At 66.6% G+C, this 18,188-nt stretch carries 15 protein-coding genes; 14 read left to right on the top strand and 1 reads right to left on the bottom strand.

Annotation, left to right across the window (positions count from 1 at the left end; all coding sequences use genetic code 11):
- The first annotated feature begins 1 nt into the window (after nt 1).
- From IF690_RS16125 to IF690_RS16095, 7 genes are all read left to right on the top strand, one after another.
- Nucleotides 2-1,843, top strand: a complete 1,842-nt coding sequence (locus tag IF690_RS16125; RefSeq protein ID WP_202696450.1) for an ABC transporter ATP-binding protein — start codon at nt 2-4, stop codon at nt 1,841-1,843.
- Nucleotides 1,840-2,148, top strand: a complete 309-nt coding sequence (locus tag IF690_RS16120) for a (2Fe-2S)-binding protein (protein WP_023965454.1) — start codon at nt 1,840-1,842, stop codon at nt 2,146-2,148. Before IF690_RS16125 ends, IF690_RS16120 begins: the two co-directional genes overlap by 4 nt.
- The gene (locus IF690_RS16115) at nt 2,130-3,536 is read left to right on the top strand and encodes an FAD/NAD(P)-dependent oxidoreductase (protein WP_202696449.1); all 1,407 of its coding nucleotides are present in this window, start codon (nt 2,130-2,132) and stop codon (nt 3,534-3,536) included. The genes IF690_RS16120 and IF690_RS16115 overlap by 19 nt, the downstream gene beginning before the upstream one ends.
- Nucleotides 3,533-4,687, top strand: a complete 1,155-nt coding sequence (locus tag IF690_RS16110) for an NAD(P)/FAD-dependent oxidoreductase (RefSeq protein WP_202696448.1) — start codon at nt 3,533-3,535, stop codon at nt 4,685-4,687. The genes IF690_RS16115 and IF690_RS16110 overlap by 4 nt, the downstream gene beginning before the upstream one ends.
- Nucleotides 4,684-5,841: an acetylornithine deacetylase gene (gene argE / locus IF690_RS16105; protein ID WP_202696447.1), complete on the top strand. Its 1,158-nt coding sequence runs from the start codon at nt 4,684-4,686 to the stop codon at nt 5,839-5,841. The genes IF690_RS16110 and argE overlap by 4 nt, the downstream gene beginning before the upstream one ends.
- Before the next feature lie 277 nt (nt 5,842-6,118).
- On the top strand, nt 6,119-7,576 hold the full coding sequence (locus tag IF690_RS16100) for an NAD-dependent succinate-semialdehyde dehydrogenase (RefSeq protein WP_202696446.1): 1,458 nt from the start codon (nt 6,119-6,121) through the stop codon (nt 7,574-7,576).
- Nucleotides 7,577-7,609: 33 nt separating this feature from the next.
- Entirely contained in the window at nt 7,610-8,689 is a 1,080-nt protein-coding gene (locus tag IF690_RS16095) for a tartrate dehydrogenase (RefSeq protein ID WP_202696445.1), read from the top strand.
- Between the two features lie 320 nt (nt 8,690-9,009).
- Here IF690_RS16095 and IF690_RS16090 read toward each other — a convergent pair whose 3' ends face one another.
- Complete coding sequence (locus tag IF690_RS16090; RefSeq protein WP_202696444.1) at nt 9,010-9,933, bottom strand: 2-hydroxyacid dehydrogenase; 924 nt, start codon at nt 9,931-9,933, stop codon at nt 9,010-9,012.
- Nucleotides 9,934-10,206: 273 nt separating this feature from the next.
- On the opposite strand from IF690_RS16090, the gene gabT reads away from it, so the two are divergent.
- The 7 genes from gabT (at nt 10,207) to IF690_RS16055 (ending at nt 18,187) form a co-directional block, all read left to right on the top strand.
- Nucleotides 10,207-11,496 carry a 4-aminobutyrate--2-oxoglutarate transaminase gene (gabT, locus tag IF690_RS16085; protein ID WP_202696443.1) on the top strand — a complete coding sequence of 430 codons (1,290 nt, stop codon included), beginning with the start codon at nt 10,207-10,209 and terminating at the stop codon, nt 11,494-11,496.
- A 95-nt stretch (nt 11,497-11,591) separates the two neighbouring features.
- Nucleotides 11,592-12,251, top strand: a complete 660-nt coding sequence (locus IF690_RS16080) for an HAD family hydrolase (RefSeq protein ID WP_202696442.1) — start codon at nt 11,592-11,594, stop codon at nt 12,249-12,251.
- A 43-nt stretch (nt 12,252-12,294) separates the two neighbouring features.
- A complete protein-coding gene (locus IF690_RS16075) occupies nt 12,295-12,783 on the top strand; it encodes an Lrp/AsnC family transcriptional regulator (protein WP_202696441.1) in 489 nt (162 codons plus the stop codon).
- Between the two features lie 430 nt (nt 12,784-13,213).
- Nucleotides 13,214-13,990: a DUF4198 domain-containing protein gene (locus IF690_RS16070; protein WP_252189487.1), complete on the top strand. Its 777-nt coding sequence runs from the start codon at nt 13,214-13,216 to the stop codon at nt 13,988-13,990.
- A 78-nt stretch (nt 13,991-14,068) separates the two neighbouring features.
- Nucleotides 14,069-15,274: an acetyltransferase domain-containing protein gene (locus IF690_RS16065; protein ID WP_202696439.1), complete on the top strand. Its 1,206-nt coding sequence runs from the start codon at nt 14,069-14,071 to the stop codon at nt 15,272-15,274.
- An 80-nt stretch (nt 15,275-15,354) separates the two neighbouring features.
- Entirely contained in the window at nt 15,355-16,698 is a 1,344-nt protein-coding gene (locus IF690_RS16060; protein ID WP_202696438.1) for an OprD family porin, read from the top strand.
- A gap of 232 nt (nt 16,699-16,930) precedes the next feature.
- Nucleotides 16,931-18,187 carry a T6SS phospholipase effector Tle1-like catalytic domain-containing protein gene (locus tag IF690_RS16055; RefSeq protein WP_202696437.1) on the top strand — a complete coding sequence of 419 codons (1,257 nt, stop codon included), beginning with the start codon at nt 16,931-16,933 and terminating at the stop codon, nt 18,185-18,187.
- Nucleotide 18,188: the final 1 nt, after the last annotated feature.

Below are 18,188 nucleotides of genomic sequence, written 5' to 3'. Positions count from 1 at the left end.
GATGAGCCAGTTGATTCGAGTGGAAGACCTGCGGGTGGTCGCCGGCGGCGAGAGCGGCGAAGTGGAGATCGTCAAGGGCGTGAGCTTCGCCCTGGAGCAGGGCGAGGTGCTGGCGCTGATCGGCGAATCCGGCTCCGGCAAGACCACCATCGCCCTGGCCTTGCTGGGTTATGCCCGTCGCGGTTGCCGCCTGGCGTCCGGGGTGGTGCGGGTCGGCGAACACGACATGCTGGCCCTGGGCGAGGAGCAATTGCAGGGCCTGCGCGGCAATCGCGTGTCCTACATCGCCCAGAGCGCGGCGGCGGCCTTCAACCCGGCGAAAAGACTCCTCGACCAGGTGGTGGAGGGCGCCCTGATCCATGGCCTGGACAGCCGTGCCAACCTGGAGGCCAAGGCCGTCGAGCTGTTCCGCGACCTGGCCCTGCCGGACCCGGAACACATCGGCCAGCGTTACCCGCACCAGGTCTCGGGCGGCCAGTTGCAGCGGGTGATGGCGGCCATGGCGCTGATCAGCGACCCGCTGCTGGTGATCCTCGACGAGCCGACCACCGCGCTCGACGTCACCACCCAGATCGACGTGCTGCGGGCCTTCAAGCGGGTGGTGCGCGAACGCGGGGCCACGGCGGTGTATGTGTCCCACGACCTGGCGGTGGTGGCGCAGATGGCCGATCAGATCGTGGTGCTCAACGGCGGCCAGATCCTTGAGCAGAGCGCCACCGCGCCGCTGCTCGAGGGCCCGGCCCACGACTACACCCGCAGCCTGCTGGCGGCGGCGCGCCCGGACTCGACCATTCGCCCGCCCAGCGATATCGCCGAGGACCAGCCGTTGCTGACCATCAAGGGCCTGACCGCCGGCTACGGCAACAAGAACCTGCAAGGCATGCCGACGATCCGCGTGCTGGAGGACATCGACCTGACCGTGCGCCGTGGCCAGGCCATCGGCGTGATCGGCGAGTCGGGCTCGGGCAAGTCGACTCTGGCGCGGGTGGTGGCCGGCCTGCTGGCGCCGGCCCGCGGGGGCCTGACCTTCGACGGCCAGCCCCTGGGCGGCAGCCTGTCGAGCCGCACCGACGAGCAGTTCCGACGGATCCAGATGGTGTTCCAGAACGCCGACACCGCGCTCAATCCCATGCACAGCGTCAGTGCCATTCTCAGCCGGCCGTTGAAGATGTACTTCGGCCTCAAGGGCGCGGCCTTGCGCCAGCGCATCGACGAACTGCTGGAACTGGTGCGGCTGCCACGCACGCTCGCGGACCGGCGGCCCAACGAGCTGTCCGGTGGGCAGAAGCAGCGGGTCAACCTGGCCCGCGCGTTGGCGGCCAAGCCCGACCTGATCCTCTGCGACGAAGTGACCTCGGCCCTGGATACGGTGGTTGGGGCGGCGATTCTCGAATTGCTGCGCGACCTGCGCCAGGAACTGGGGGTGTCCTACCTGTTCATCAGCCACGACATTTCCACGGTGCGCGCGCTGTGCGACGACATCGTGGTGATGTACAGCGGGCACAAGGTCGAGGCGGGCAGCCGCGCGGCCTTTGCCCAGGCGCCGCTCCATCCCTATACCGACCTGCTGATCCACTCGGTGCCGGAGCTGCGCCAGGGCTGGCTGGAAAGCTGCGGCAGCACCTGCGCCAGCCTGCCGCCGATCGGCGCCAAGGCCAACGTGCCGGAGTTGTGCACCTTCCTCAATCGTTGCCCGGTGCGCATCGACGGGTTGTGCAACCGCACCGCGCCGAACCGCCGCGCCATCGACGGAGGCAGCGAGATCCTCTGCCACCGCGACAGCGGCGAGTTGCTGCAGAGCCAACAGAACTTCAATCGCATGACCGAGGGAGCCTACGCATGAAGGGGCGTTTTGTACGGCTGGGCGAGCGCGAACGGGCGCCGGTACGGCTGTGGGTGGATGGCGCGCCGATCGAGGCGTTGCAGGGCGACACGCTGATGGTGGCGTTGCTGACCCAGGGTACGGCCCTGCGCCAGTCGGAGTTCGATTCCGGGCGGCGCGCCGGCTTCTGCCTGATGGGCGCCTGCCAGGACTGCTGGGTCTGGACCCGCGCCGGCGAACGCCTGCGTGCCTGCTCCAGCGAGGTCCGCGAGGGCCTGGATATCCTCACCACACAACCGGAGGCAATATGGCCACTGCACGGCTGAACATCCCGTCCGGCACCACGCCGCGGGTGGTGATAGTCGGTGCCGGCCCGGCCGGCACCCGCTGCGCCGAAACCCTGCTGGCGGCCGGCATAGTGCCGACCCTGGTCGACGAGAACCGGCGTGACGGCGGGCAGATCTACCGCCGCCAACCCGAAGGTTTCCGCCGCGACTACGCCACCCTGTACGGCAGCGAAGCGCACAAGGCGCGGGCCCTGCATGACAGTTTCGAGCGCCTGCGCCCGCGCATCGACTATCGCCCGGACACCCTGGTGTGGAACCTGACCCCGGGGCAGCTGTGCTGCGTCAGCCAGGGCCGGCACTTCACCCTGGACTACGACGCGCTGATCCTCTGCACCGGCGCCACCGACCGCCTGATGCCGCTCGAAGGCTGGCAACTGGCGGGCACCTACAGCCTCGGCGGTGCGCAGATCGCCCTCAAGGCGCAGTCGGTGTCCATCGGCCACCGCGTGGTGTTCATGGGCAGCGGGCCGCTGCTGTACCTGGTGGCCAGCCAGTACCTCAAGGCCGGGGCGCGGGTCGCCGCGGTACTCGACACCTCGCCGCTGGGCAAGCGCATCGGCGCCTTGCCGAAACTGCTGGCGCGCCCGGGATTGCTCTGGACCGGCATGAAGCTGCTGGCGCGGCTGTGCCTGGCCCGGGTGCCGGTGCACCTGGGGATCCAGCCGGTCCGGGTGTTGGGCGACGCCCAGGGCGGGGTCAGCCTGCTGCAGGTCAGGACCGCCAAGGGCGACAGCCTGGATGTCGAGTGCGATGCCCTGGCCCTGGGCTATCACCTGCGTCCGGAAACCCAGCTGGCCGACCTCGCCGGTTGCCGCCTGGCCTTCGACCCGGTATCCAGCCAATGGCTGCTGGAGCTCGACGAGGCCGGGCGCACCAGTGTCAGCGGGGTCTATGCCGCCGGCGACGGGGCGAAGATCCGTGGCGCCGACGCCGCCGAACACGCCGGGCGCCTCGCGGCGCTGGCCCTGCTCGAGGATCTGCAACTGCCGGTCAACGCCGCGGAACGCGACGAACAGCGCCAGGCCCTGGCGGTGATGGAGCGGTTCCGCCTCGGCCTGGCCCAGGCCTTTCCCTGGCCGAGCGCCCAGGCCGAGGCGCTGCCGGACACCGCCATCGTCTGCCGTTGCGAGATGATCAGCGCCGGCGAACTGCGGCGCACGGTGCGCGAGAAGGGCGCCTGCGAAGTCAACCGCGCCAAGGCCTTCAGCCGGGTCGGCATGGGCCGCTGCCAGGGTCGCTACTGTTCCCAGGCCGGGGCCGAGGTGATCGCCGCCGCGGCCGGGGTCGCGGTGCAGGAGGTGGGCCGGCAGCGAGGCCAGGCCCCGGTCAAGCCCCTTTCGATGCTCACCGGGGAGGTGATGCCATGACGCTGCAACAGTCCGATGTACTGATTGTCGGCGGTGGCCTGATGGGCTCGGCGGCGGCGTTTTTCCTGCGCCAGCGCGGCCAGTCGGTGACCTTGCTGGAGCGCGACCAGATCGGCCAGTACGCCAGCGGGGTGAACTTCGGCAACGTGCGGCGCCAGGGGCGTTATCTCGGCCAGCTGGAGCTGGCCAACCGTTCCTGGGCCCTGTGGAAGCGCCTGCCGGAACTGATCGACGACGACCTGGAGTTCATCGCCAGCGGCCATATGCGGGTGTGTTACCGCGAGGACGAGATCGCCGAGCTCGAGGCCTATGCCGCGGCGCCCGAGGCGCGGCAGCTGGACCTGAAGATCTACCGCGGCCGCGAGCTGCACGAGCGTTTTCCGTTCCTCGGGCCGGACGTCAAGGGCGGCTCCTACGCGCCCCATGACGGCCACGCCAACCCGCGCCTGGCGGCCCCGGCCTTTGCCCGGGCGGCGGTGCGCGCCGGGGCGCGGATCGAAGAACGCACCGAGGTGAGCGAGGTGCAGAAGGTCGGCGGCGAGTTCCGGGTCGGCACCACCGACGGCCGCCAGTTCAGCGCCGAACGCCTGCTGATCACCGCCGGCGCCTGGGGCCAGAAACTCTCCGAGCAGTTCGGCGAGCCGGTGCCGCTGGACACCAACGGCCCGCAGATGGCGGTCACCGAGCCGGTGCCTTACGCCTTGCCAACGGTGATCGGGGTCTACACCAAGATCCCCGAGGAGGTGATCTACTTCCGCCAGATTCCCCGCGGCAACATCATCATCGGCGGCGGCTACCGCAGCAAACCGGACATGCTCACACGGCGCGCCCAGGTCGAACCGCGCAGCATCCTCAACCAGATCCAGCAGATGCGCCGGCTGCTGCCGGGCGTCGGCAACCTCAACATCATCCGCGTGTGGAGCGGCATCGAAGGGTATCTGCCCGACTCGCTGCCGATCATGGGCCCCAGTGGCCAGGTCGACGGCCTGTACTACGCCTTCGGTTTCTGCGGCCACGGCTTCCAGCTCGGCCCGGGCGTCGGCGACGTGATGGCCGAACTGATCGCCACCGGCAGCACCAGCACCTCGATCGAGCCCTTTTCGATTCGCCGCTTCGCCGGCACAACCGCACAACGGAGCAAGGCCTCATGAAACCTCGGGTACTGGAGATCCTCAAGCGCCTGATCGCCTTCGACACCGTGTCTTCGGAGTCGAACCTGGCGCTGATCGAATACGTGCGCGAGCTGCTGTTGGGCAAGGGCATCGAGTCGCTGATCGTCAAGGACGAAAGCGGGCGCAAGGCCAACCTGTTCGCCAGCACCGGGCCGCGGGAGTTGCCGGGGATCCTGCTGTCCGGGCACACCGACGTGGTGCCCGTCGCCGGCCAGGCCTGGACCCTGCCGGCGTTCCAGGTCACCGAGCAAGGCGGGCGCCTGTACGGGCGCGGCAGCTGTGACATGAAGGGGTTCATCGCCCTGGCCATAGACGCCATGCTCGATGCCGCCGACAGCACCTTGAGCCGGCCGCTGCAACTGGCGCTGTCCCATGACGAGGAAATCGGTTGCGTCGGCGTGCGCCGCCTGCTGGACGTGCTGCACCTGGCGCCGGTGCGGCCGTTCCTGTGCCTGGTCGGCGAACCCACGCGCATGCAGTTCGTGCTCGGGCACAAGGGCAAGGGGTCGTACCGCGCCTATTGCCGTGGCCAGGAAGCGCATTCCTCCCTGGCGCCGCTGGCGGCCAACGCGATTCACCTGGCCTGCGATTTCATCGCCGGCTTGCGCGACAGCCAGCAGCGTCTGCGCGAGCAGGGCGCGCGGGACGCCGACTACGACATTCCCTACAGCACCGTGCACGTCGGGCAGATCGGCGGCGGCAAGGCGCTGAACATAGTGCCGAACCTGTGCACCCTGGATTTCGAGGTGCGCAACCTGCCGGCGGACGATCTCGAGCAGTTCCTCGAACAGATGCGCGAACGCGCCGAGCTGATTGTGCGCGAGGCCCGCAAGGTCTCCGAGGTGGCGGCCATCGAGATCGAAACCCTCAATGTCTACCCGGGGCTGGAGACCCATCCGAGTGTCGAGGCGGTGCGTTTGCTCCACGACTTCGCTGCGCCGGGCACCGGCTACGCCAAGGTCGGCTTCGGCACCGAAGGCGGCCTGTTCAACCAGCGCCTGGACATCCCGGTGGTGGTCTGCGGTCCGGGTTCCATCGAGCAGGCGCACAAGCCCGACGAGTTCATCGAGGTCAGCCAGATGGACGCCGGCCAGCGTTTTCTCGAAGGCTTGCTGGGGTCCCTGAAACGTTGAGCTGTCACCTGTAGCCGCTGCCGGAGGCTGCGATCGGGCGCTAGCCCGCCAAGCCTGTATCCCGGATCGATCTGACGCACCGTGGTTATCTGTTTTGCGACGGCTGCGCCGCCGATCGCAGGCTGCGCCAGCGGCTACAGGGCGCTGTTCATGTGCTCGGCAGAGCCTGCTGTGACGCCGCGTTTTTCAGCATCCGACGCTGCCGGCCCGGCGCTTTCAGCATCCTGGGCTGTGGCGCCTGCTTAGACTGGAGGCTGTCTCGGAACAGGACTCGACCATGCTCAAGAATCGTTTGAAAGACCCAAGCCTCTTGGTGGAACTGGCCTATATCGACGGGCAGTGGGTGGCTGCCGACGATGGGGCGACCCTGGCGGTGCGCGACCCGGCCAGCGGCGAATGCCTGGCCCGGGTCCCGGCCCTGCGGGGCGCGCAGACCCGTCTGGCCATCGCCGCCGCCGAACGCGCCTGGCCGGCCTGGCGCGCGCGCCCGGCGGCGGAGCGGGCACAGCTGCTGGAGCGCTGGTACCAGGCCATGCTCGACAACCTCGACGACCTGGCCCTGATCATGACCGCCGAACAGGGCAAGCCTTTCGCCGAAGCCCAGGGCGAAATCCGCTACGGCGCCGGTTTCGTCAAATGGTTCGCCGAGGAGGCGCGGCGCATCTGCGGCGACACCCTGCCGGCGCCTGCCGGCGACCGGCGCTTGCTGACCCTCAAGCAGCCCGTGGGGGTCTGCGCGGCCATCACGCCGTGGAATTTCCCCAACGCGATGATCACCCGCAAATGCGCGCCGGCCCTGGCCGCCGGCTGCCCGATCATCGTCAAGCCTTCCGATCTCACGCCGCTGTCGGCCCTGGCCCTGGCGGTGCTGGCCGAGCGGGTGGGTATTCCGCCGGGGGTGTTCAGTGTGCTCACCGGCATGCCGGCCGGGATTGGCGAAGAGCTGACCGGCAACCCGGCGGTGCGCAAGATTTCCTTTACCGGTTCCACCGCGGTCGGCCGCCTGTTGATGCGCCAGAGCGCCGAGCACATCAAGCGCCTGAGCCTGGAACTGGGCGGTAACGCGCCATTCGTGGTGTTCGACGACGCCGACCTGGAACAGGCGATCGCCGGGATCATCCAGAGCAAGTTCCGCAACGCTGGGCAGACCTGCGTCTGTGCCAACCGCATCCTGGTCCAGGATGGGATCTACGAACGTTTTGCCCAGCGCCTGGTGGAGGAGGTGGCCAAGCTCAAGGTCGGCAACGGCCTGGAGCCGGGCGTGAGCATCGGCCCGCTGATCAATGCCGCGGCGGTGAGCAAGGTCGCCCGGCATATCGACGATGCCCTGGGCAAGGGCGCGACCCTGCTGTGCGGCGGGGTTCCCCAGGGCGAAAGCCAGTTCGTGCTGCCCACGGTGCTGGGCGAGGCCAGCCCCGAGATGCTCCTGGCCCACGAGGAAACCTTCGGCCCGGTGGCGCCGCTGATGCGCTTCCACGACGAGGCCGAGGCGCTGGCCATCGCCAATGCCACGCCCTACGGGCTGGGTGCCTACTACTTCACCCAGGACCTGCGCCGCTCCTGGCGTTTCGGCGAAGCGCTGGAGTTCGGCATGGTCGGCCTCAACACCGGGATCATCTCCATGGAAGTGGCGCCGTTCGGCGGTATCAAGCAATCGGGCCTGGGCCGCGAAGGCAGCAAGTACGGCCTGGACGAATACCTGGAGATCAAGGCTTTCCACATCGGCGGCCTGTGACCCGCCCGCACCGACTTCGAGGAGACACGCGACATGAGCAAGGCATTCAGGATCGCCGCCATCGCCGGCGACGGAATCGGCAAGGAAGTATTGCCAGAAGGATTGCGGGTGCTGCGGCAGGCGGTACGCAAGTGGCAGTTGGACCTGCAGATCGAGGTGCTGGACTGGGCACACTGCGATTACTACCTGGAGCACGGGCGGATGATGCCCGAGGACTGGTTCGAGCGGCTCAAGGATTTCGACGCCATCTACTTCGGCGCCGTGGGCTGGCCGGACAAGGTGCCGGACCATATTTCCCTGTGGGGGTCGCTGCTCAAGTTCCGCCGCGACTTCGACCAGTACGTGAATATCCGCCCGGTGCGGCTGTTCCCCGGGGTGCCGTGCCCGCTGGCCGGGCGCGAGCCGGGGGACATCGATTTCGTGGTGGTCCGCGAGAACACCGAGGGCGAGTATTCCTCGGTGGGCGGCAAGATGTTCGAGGGCACCGAGCATGAGTTCGTGCTGCAGGAGTCGGTGTTCACCCGGCGTGGCGTGGATCGCATTCTCAAGTACGCCTTCGACCTGGCCCAGACCCGGCCGCGCCAGCGCCTGACGGCGGCGACCAAGTCCAACGGGATTTCCATCAGCATGCCGTACTGGGACGAGCGCACGGCGCTGATGGCCGAGCAGTACCCGGACGTCAGCTGGGACAAGCAGCACATCGACATTCTCTGCGCGCGTTTTGTCCTGCAACCGGAGCGCTTCGACGTGGTGGTGGCCTCCAACCTGTTCGGCGACATTCTCTCCGACCTCGGGCCGGCCTGTGCCGGCACCATCGGCATCGCGCCCTCGGCCAACCTCGATCCGCAGCGGCGCTTCCCGTCGCTGTTCGAGCCGGTGCACGGCTCGGCGCCGGACATCTACGGGCGCAATATCGCTAACCCGATCGCGATGATCTGGTCTGGCGCGCTGATGCTGGATTTCCTCGGCAACGGCGAGCAACGTTATCGCGCCGCCCACGACGGGATTCTCGCCGCCATCGAACAGGTGATCGCCCAAGGCCCGATCACCCCGGACCTGGGTGGCCAGGCCTCGACCCAGGAGGTGGGCACGGCGATTGCCGAGAGGCTGTAGCCGCTGCCGACGTTCTTTGCCGAACGCCGAACCCTGTAGCCGCTGCCGCAGGCTGCGATCGGGCGTAGCCCGCCAAATCTGTATCCCGGATCAGCCTGATACACCGCGGTTAGCGGTTTGCGACGGCTGCGCCGCCGATCGCAGGCTGCGCCAGCGGCTACAGCGCTGGCGGGGTTCCTGCGTTCTTTGCCGAACGCCGAACGCCAAACACCGAACCCTGTAGCCGCTGCCGCAGGCTGCGATCGGGCGCCAGCCCGCCAAACCTGCGTCCCGGATCGCTCTGACGCACCGCGGTCAGCGGCTACACGATCGTGGGGCTTTCAATAACCCTGGCTGCGGTCGATCTGCCCGAGCATCGGTTCGCCGCGCTGGTGGCGGCGGATATTGTCCAACAGCACGGCGAAGGCGCTTTCCGGCTGGGTCATGGCGGCGATGTGCGGGGTCAGGAGGATCTGCGGGTGATCCCAGAACGGGTGTCCGGCCGGGGCCGGCTCCTGTTGCAGGACGTCGAGCACCGCGCCGCTGAGCTGGCCGCTGGCCAGGGCGTCGAGCAGGTCCTGCTCCACCAGGTGGCCGCCACGGCCCATGTTGATCAGCGCCGCGCCGCGGGGCAGTTGGCGGAACAGCTCGCGGTCGAGGATGCCCTGGGTCTGTTCGGTCAGGGGCAGCACGCACAGCAGGATGTCGCACTGGCTGAGAAAGGCCGGCAGTTGCTGGTTGCCGGCGAAGCACTGCACGCCGTCGATGCGGTGGGTGCTGCGGGCCCAGCCGGACAGGGCGAACCCCAGCGGTCGCAGGGTGGCGAGGATCTGCTGCGCCTGTTGTCCAAGGCCCATGACCCCGACCCGGCGTTGCGCCGCCGGTTGCAGCAGGTGCGCCTGCCAGCAGCGGGCGAACTGTTGCTGCCGGTAGCGCAGCATGTCGCGGTGCAGGCTGAGTACGGCGAAGCTGGCGTATTCGCACATGCCCCGGGTGATGCCCGGGTCCAGCAGGCGCACCACCGGCAAGTCCGGCGGCAGGCGCGCGAGGTCCAGTTGATCGACCCCGGCCGAGAGGGCGAACAGCACCTCAAGGTTAGGTAAAAGGCTCAGGTCGTCCGGCGCCTGCCAGGCCGCCAGGTAGCGGATATCCTCGGGGTTGCCGAGGTCCGGCCAGGCCCGCCATTCAATGTCCGGGGCCTGTTCGGCGAACAGCGCTCGCCAGTGTTCGCCACGCACGGGGTCAGCTTTATAGAGGAGGGCCATGGGCGGTTCCTGATCGACGGGGGATGGCTTTCATGATGCCGCAACGGCAAAGCAGGATCTGTCGAAAGGGCGCGTGCGAAAGCCTTGCGCAGCGCGCTTCGAGGCCCTGGCCGGCAGATTCGGCGGGGCTGAAGGAATCTGCCGTTTACTGGGGTGAAAACAGTGGATCCGGATTTCTCAGGGGCCAAGTTCGGCTAAGTCGGTTCCGCCGAAGCCTTAATCTGAAGCCATCGCAACCGCTTCCCGGTTGCCTGGCTCAGTATGAGGAACGCCATGAATAGCAAGGTCGACGAAACACCTCATTTGCTCCAGCAGCGCGATCAGTTCGTGCCGCGGGGCGTGGTCACTGCCCATCCGCTGGTCATCGACCGCGCCGAGGGCTCCCAGGTGTGGGACGTGGACGGCGAGCGCTATCTGGATTTTGTCGGCGGGATCGGCGTGTTGAACATCGGCCACAACCACCCCCGGGTGGTGGCGGCGGTGCAGGCGCAGTTGCAGAAAGTCTCCCACGCCTGCTTCCAGGTGGTGGCCTACAAACCGTACCTGGACCTGGCCCGGCGCCTGAGCCAGTTGATCGGCGGCGACGACCCCTACAAGGCGGCATTCTTCACCTCTGGCGCCGAGGCGGTGGAGAACGCGGTGAAGATCGCCCGCGCCCATACCCAGCGTTCGGCGGTGATCGCCTTTCGTGGCGGTTTCCATGGCCGCACCTTGCTCGGCAGCACGCTGACTGGCATGAGCCAGCCGTACAAGCAGAACTTCGGTACCGCCCCCGAGGTGTTCCATACGCCCTACCCGAACGCCTATCGCGGGGTCAGCGGCGAGATGGCCCTGCAGGCGCTGCAGGAACTGTTCGCCACCCAGGTCGCGCCCGAGCGCGTGGCGGCGATCATCATCGAGCCGGTGCAGGGCGACGGTGGTTTCCTCGCCGCTCCGGCGCGATTCCTCCAGGCCTTGCGCGCCCTGGCGACGCAACACGGCATCGTGCTGATCCTCGATGAAATCCAGACCGGCTTCGGCCGTACCGGTTGCTGGTTCGGCTTCCAGCATGCCGGCATCCAGCCGGACCTGGTCACCGTGGCCAAGAGCCTGGCCGGCGGCTTGCCGTTGTCCGGGGTGGTGGGCAAGGCGCAGATCATGGACGCGCCGCTGCCCGGCGGCCTTGGCGGCACCTACGGTGGTAACGCCCTGGCCTGCGCCGCGGCGCTGGCGGTGCTGGATGCCTACGATGAGGAACAGTTGCTGGCCCGTGGCGTGGCGCTGGGCTTGCGTCTTCGCGAAGGGTTGCTGCGCCTGCAGAGGCTGTACCCGTGCATCGGCGATGTGCGTGGCAGCGGCTTCATGCTGGCGCTGGAACTGGTCAAGGACGACGCGGCGCGCAGCCCCGATGCCGAGTTGACGCAACGGCTGATCGACCAGGCGCGCATGGGTGGGTTGCTGGTGATCAAGTGCGGGGTGCACCGTAACGTCCTGCGCTTCCTGGCACCGCTGGTAACGACCCCCGAGCAGATCGACGAAGCCCTGGCGATTCTCGATGCCGCGCTGGCACGACTCTTGAACTGAGCTGAGGTCCGGCCGGCGCCGGGCTGCCGGGCGCCACCGATGGGCATTTTTGGAGCATGGATCGATGGAACGCATCATAGGAGGCTGTACACGCCATGGGGCTGACTGATTATCGTGCGTTGCTGATCGACTGCGACGCGGTCCTGGTGGACCGTGACTCGGGGGTCTGGGCCGCCTTGCAACCCTTGCTCGATAGTCGCCGCGGGCAACCGGACAAGGAGCAGGTGCTGGGCGAGTTCGCCGAGACGGTGCGGGGCCTGTACCCGCGCTTCGCCGAGCTGGGGTTCAGCGGCCTGCTGTGTTTCGCCCATCGGCAGCTGGCCGAACGCTGGGGCCTGAAGGCGTCCTGGGAGGAGGGCATGAGCTTCGCCCGCTCGGTGGCGGGCTGGTCTCTGTTCGAGGATGCGCCGGGGGCGATGCTGTACCTGCGCAAGTTCTATCGGCTGCTGGTGCAGGGCGATCGCGATGCCGAGGATCGCGCGCTGTTGTGCGAGCGGCTGGGGATCGCCCAGGACGATTTCATCTCCCTGGCCAGCCAGCAACTGCAGGATCGCCAGTGGCTGGCGGACAACGACCTGAGGGTCGAGGACATTCTCCAGGTGACCCGGCCACCGGCCACCGCGGCCCAAGCGACGGCGGGCCTGTGCCTGATCTGCCGCGCCGGCGGGCGCAACCCGCAACCCTGCGCCGCCGACTACTGCATCAACAGCATGGCCGACCTGGTGGCCCAGCATCAGGCGTCGTTACGGCGCTGATCTTGCTTGTCGATTGCATCCCACAGCAATCAAGAGGTAAACGATGGAAGGTTTAGTCAAACTGGACCGTATTGATATCAACATCTTGGTTGAGCTGCAAAAAGACGGACGCATGACCAATGTCAGCCTCGCCGACACCGTGGGGTTGTCGGCCAGTCCGTGTCTGCAGCGGGTCAAGCGCCTGGAGTCGGCCGGCTACATTTCCAGCTACAAGGCGCACCTGAACCTGGCCAAGATCACCGACTCGGTCACGGTGTTCACCGAGATCACCCTGAGCGACCACAAGCGCGAGGACTTCGCCAAGTTCGAGTCGAATATCCGCCTGGTGGACGAGGTGCTGGAGTGTCATCTGATCAGCGGCGGCTACGACTATCTGGTGCGGTTCATGACCCGCAGCATCCAGCATTACCAGGAGGTGGTGGAAAGCCTGCTGGACAAGAACATCGGTATCTCGAAGTACTTCAGCTACATCGTCATCAAGTCGCCGGTCCTCAAGGACGGCGTGCCCCTGCGTAAATTATTGCGCCACTGACGCGTTCTTCTCTCAAAACGAAATGTTATCTGATAACATTTTGCCGTCTGATCAATCACCCATGCGCGCGCCCCAGCGGGCGCGCTTGCGTCTGGGCCGGCCATTGGCCGGGCCAGTGAGTGACAGCGGGTGGCGCGCAAGCAAGCGACACCGGCCATGCCGGCCTCGCATGCACCCCGATCGGACAATCCACGCACCGCTTACCCCTGGATGCTTCAGCCTGGCGCACACCGCATAAATCGCTGTTTGCCTTGAGAAAACAGCAGGCAACGGGCGTGTGCCGCGGCAAATCGGAACAAAGCACAGAACGGCCTGCGCTGTAATGCCAGCCAGTGGTAGGTGCGCATCGTCTCCCCGGGAAGTTCAACGCCATCAGAGCGGGGGCGGCGATTCGTTGAATGAGAGTACAAAGGAGCGCAACACGATGCGAATGAGCACGGCAAACACCTTGATAGGGCTGGGCGCGCTGATGCTGGCCAGCGCTACCCAGGCTCACCAGATCTGGTACGAACACACGCCGGGGCAGCCCCTGACGCTGTATTACGGCGAGTACGACAAGAACATGCTGGAAGTGACCCCCGGCGGCCTCGATCGCTTCCGCCAGCTCAAGGGCTGGTCGGCGGCGAATCCGCTGCCGGCCCCGGCATTGCTGCTGAGCCTGCAACGCCAGTCGTTCAGCGTTGGCCATCAGCCCAGGGCCGATGAAAGCCTGCTGGCGCAGGACTCGCAGTATCCGCTCTTCGACCTGCATGAAGGCGGCAAGACCCTCAAGACTCATTGGACGCCCGCCACCCGCTGGGTCGGCGACCTGCGCGCGCGCCAGCCGGAACTGACGCTGGACATCGTCCCCACCGGCGTGGCCGCCGCGGGCCAGGCGCAGTTCCAGGTGTTCTATGGACTCAAGCCGCTGGCCGCCCAGGAAGTGATCCTGGAAACCGGCTCCGGCGAGGTCTTCACCCAGACCAGCGACCAGGACGGCAAGGTCAGCTTCGCGCTGCCGTGGCAGGGCACCTATGTGGTGGCGGCCGAATACAAGGACCGCACTCCGGGCACTCGCCAGGGCCCGGACAGCCAGGCCGAGGCCTACGACCTCAAGAGCTTCAGTTCCACGCTGTCGTTCCACCAGCCACAGGGCAAGCCGCCGTTGCCTCGGGCGCCTGCAACGCTGCCGGCCTCGGAAGTCGCGCGCTTGAAAAAGCAATCCTGACCCGCTGCCCCGACCCCTGTGCCGTGTCGGCGACAGGGGGTTGCCCAGGCTTAACGACCTTCAACATGAGTGACTGATATGACTCTTTCTACTGGATTGGCAGGGCAGGCGGGCGTCGCCTCCCCTGCGCTGGCGGGCAGCATGGCCAAGGCCAATGCGCGGATGCTGGCGATCGATGCCCTGCGCGGCTTCGTCATGCTGTGCATGCTGGTGGACCACGTGCGCGAGACTTTCCTCCTGCATCGCCAGGTCAGCGACCCGATCGACGCCCTGAGCGTGACCCCGGACCTGTTTTTCACCCGCCTGCTGAGCGAGATCTGCGCGCCGGTGTTCATCTTCCTCACCGGCCTGTCGGCCTGGCTCTACAGCCAGAAACACAGCCTCGGGGAGACCTCGGTGTTCCTGCTCAAGCGCGGCCTGTTCCTGGTGTTCCTCGAACTGACCTTCGTGTGTTTTGCCTGGAACGCCGAGTTCCCGCCCAAGACCCTGTGGCTGCAGGTGATCTGGTGCATCGGCATCTGCATGATCGTGCTGGCCGGCCTGCTGCACTTCAAGCGTGGCTGGCTGATCGTGCTGGGGGTGGCCATCGTCGCCGGGCACAACCTGCTGGATGAGGTGGTGGTGGGCCCCGAGTCGCCGTTCTTCGTGCCCTGGTCGATCCTGCACCAGCGGGTGTTCATCGACATCACCGAGTTCACCCGGGCCCGCACCACGTACCCGGTGCTGCCGTGGATCGGCGTGATCCTGCTGGGCTGGGCCATAGGCCCGTGGTTCGGCAAGGACATGCAGCCCGCGGCGCGGATTTCGCGCTTGCTCAAGGTTGGCGTCGGTTTGCTGGTGGCGTTCGTGTTCATTCGCTACCTGAACGTCTACGGCGAGAAGCCCTGGGTCCAGACCGGCGATGCGCTGCGCACTTTCATGAGCTTCATGAGCGCCAAGAAATACCCGCCGTCGCTGATGTTCCTGATGCCGACCCTGGGCCTGGGGCTGATCCTCCTGGCGTACTTCGAGAAGGTCCAGGAACGCTGGTCGACCGCGCAACTGGCGATCTACGGCGGCGCGCCGATGTTCTTCTACCTGCTGCACCTGTACGTGCTCAAGGCCCTGTACCTGGTGGCCGTGGCCATCTGGGGCACCAACCAGGGCACTTACTACGGCTTCGACAGCCTGTCCGGCGTCTGGTTGTGGAGCCTGATCCTCGGCGTGCTGCTGTTCTTCCCGACACGCTGGTTCGCAGGCCTCAAGCAGCGTCGCCGCGATATCGCGATCCTCAAATACCTCTGAGTGGGATCCCGGTGGTGCGCCCGTACAGCGGCGCACTGCCTTCTATCGCCCGCCCTTTATCGATTCTCGGGAGTTCGACAGTGAAGACCTTGACCCGACACACCCTGCTGTTGGCATTGGGGGGCCAGAGCCTGCTCGTGCTGGCCGCGGAGCAGGACCATGCCAAGGGCTTTGTCGAAGACAGCCAGTGGAGCCTGTTCAACCGCAGCCTCTACGACCGTCGCGACTATGAGCACGGTTCCTTGAGCAACGGCGCGCGCAACGCCTACAAACCCCGCGCCGAACGCAGCGACCTGGCCGAGGAGTGGGCCTATGGCCTGATGGCCGACTACAGCTCCGGTTTCACCCGGGGCACGCTCGGCTTCGGCCTGGACGCCCACGTCTATTCCGGCTGGAAACTCGACAGCGGCGGTGGCCGGGCCGGCAAGGCGCGGCTGCTGGGGGTGGACAACGACGGCCATCCCAAGGACCAGTTCAGCCGCGGCGGCGCGGTGGCCAAGCTGCGTTTTTCCTCAACCGAACTGCGTTACGGCGAGCAGCGGGTCAAGACCCCGGTGTTCGGTTCCTCCGACAGCCGCCTGCTGCCCGAGACCGCCACCGGCTGGTTCCTCACCAGCCGCGAACTGAGCAATACCACGCTATACGGCGGCCACTTCAACGAAAGCACCGACCGCAACGCCAGCAGCCACGACCAGGGTTTCGTGGTCAATTATTCCAACGGCAGGCAGGGCGACAGCTTCGACCTGGTCGGTGTGCGCAACACCTCGATCAAGGGCCTCAACGCCAGCCTGTTCAGTGCCCTGTACCAAGACACCTGGCGCCAGCAGTACCTTGGCGCGCTCTACAGCCTGCCGCTGAGCGCGGGCCAGGACCTGACGTTCGATTTCAACCTGTACCGCACCCAGGACACCGGCAAGGCCCTGTCCGGGCGCATCGACAACACCACCTGGAGCCTGATGTCGACCTACAGGAGCGGCGCCCACAGCGTTGGCCTGGGCTACCAGAAGGTCGACGGCGACACGCCTTACGACTACGTCACCCGTGGCGCGATCCTGCTGAGCAACGCCGTGGCCCTGTCGGACTTCAATGCCCCGCAGGAAGCCTCCTGGCAGGCCCGCTACGACCTCAACATGGCCAGCTACCAGGTGCCCGGCCTGACCTTCAGCGCCCTGTATGTGCGCGGCAGCGGCATCGACGGCAGCCACATGGACCCGCGCGGCGGCTACGCCTGGCTGGGCTACGGCGAAGGCGGCAAGCACTGGGAACGCGACCTGCAGGCCAAGTACGTGGTGCAGTCCGGCCCGGCGAAAAACCTCGCCGTCACCCTGCGCCACGCCGTGCACCGCGGCAACCAGGCCCAGGCCGAACTGGATGCCGACCAGCTGCGGCTGGCGATCGAGTACCCGTTGGGCGGCAGGTTCTAGGGCCCAGGCAAGGCCCTTCGGTGACCGGCCCCTCCTGGTGGCGGGGGGATGGCCAAGACATTGAGCGTCGAAGGCTTTATGGCCGGGCGCCGTTAATGCTGCTATGCCTTGGATAGCCCTTCAGGCTTTACCGCAGCAGTGGTCATGACACGGACGTAGGGTGACACCGGTCCTCGCCTGGCCGACTGGCCGTGCGGGAACCTCACGTGACGACTCTTGAGGGAACCAGGTCGTGGAGAACACAAGGATCAAGACGCGCCAGCTGATTGTCTGCATCGACGGCACCAACAACCGTTTCAGTGACGAGCCGACCAATGTGGTCCGGCTGTTTCGCTCGCTGCCCAAGGACAGCAAGACGCTGCTGGCCTATTACGACCAGGGGGTGGGCACCTTCGGGCTCAGCGAAACCCTGTTCGAATGGCAGAAGGTGCCGTCGCGCATCGCCGGGCTGATGTTCGGCTGGGGCATCAAGCGCAACGTGCTCAATGCCTACCGCTTCCTGATGGAGAACTACAGGGACGGCGACCAGGTCTTCCTTTTCGGCTTTTCCCGCGGCTCCTACGCGGTGCGGGTGCTGGCGGCGCTGTTGCATACCATTGGCCTGTTGCCGGCCCATCAGGTCCAGTTGATGGATTTTGCCTGGTCGCTGCTGACCACTCGCCTGCGGTCCGCTGATAATTCCAAACCGAATCGCCAACGGGCCATGAGTTACACCTGGTGGCGCATGAGCGCGGATAAAAAGCCGGACTTCGACTTGATGGAGGCGTTCAAGGGCAGCTTTGCCCGGAAGGTGAGCATTCACTTTCTCGGACTGTTCGACACCGTGAGTTCGGTGGGCTGGGTGTATGACCCGCTGATCGTTCCCTACACCCGCAGGAACAAGGAGGTGAAGATCATCCGCCATGCGGTGTCCCTGGACGAACGCCGCAGCTTTTTCCGCCAGAACCTCTGGACAGAGGACGAGAACGTGAACCTGAAGCAGGTCTGGTTCGCCGGCGTGCATGCCGATGTGGGCGGCGGTTATCCGGTCGGCGAGTCGCAACTGGCGCTGATCGCCTTGCGCTGGATGATCGGCGAGTGCCTGGAGGCCGGGTTGAGCATCGATGCCGAAGCCTGTCGGGCGGAACTCTATCCAGCCTCCGTGCTACAGGATCCGCTGGCCCAGGCCCATGATTCCCTGACCCGCAACTGGCTGATCGCCGAATGGGTGCCGCGCCTGGCCTGGAACTCGAAGACCCACCGGCGAACCCTGGAGTACGGTTCGATGCCGCCGTTCGGCAAAGCCCGTTCGCGGGTGATTCCCACGCCTGAAAACGCACAGAAAATCCGGGTCCATGCCTCAGTGGCCGCTCGGCTGCAGGGCCCTCTGAGCAGCGGCCAGTCGTGGGGCAGCCAACTGAGCTACCAGCCGCAAAACCTGCCGGATATCGATTCCGAGTTGATCGAGCAGGTTGGCGACTCGCCGAGGCTGGATGAGTACAACCTCTAGG

It is taken from the genome of Pseudomonas sp. SK3(2021) (genome assembly GCF_016772375.1).
Taxonomy (GTDB): Bacteria; Pseudomonadota; Gammaproteobacteria; order Pseudomonadales; family Pseudomonadaceae; genus Aquipseudomonas; species Aquipseudomonas chlororaphis_I.
Note: the sequence above shows the minus strand (reverse complement) of the source record. Positions and strands in the feature narration are given on the sequence as shown.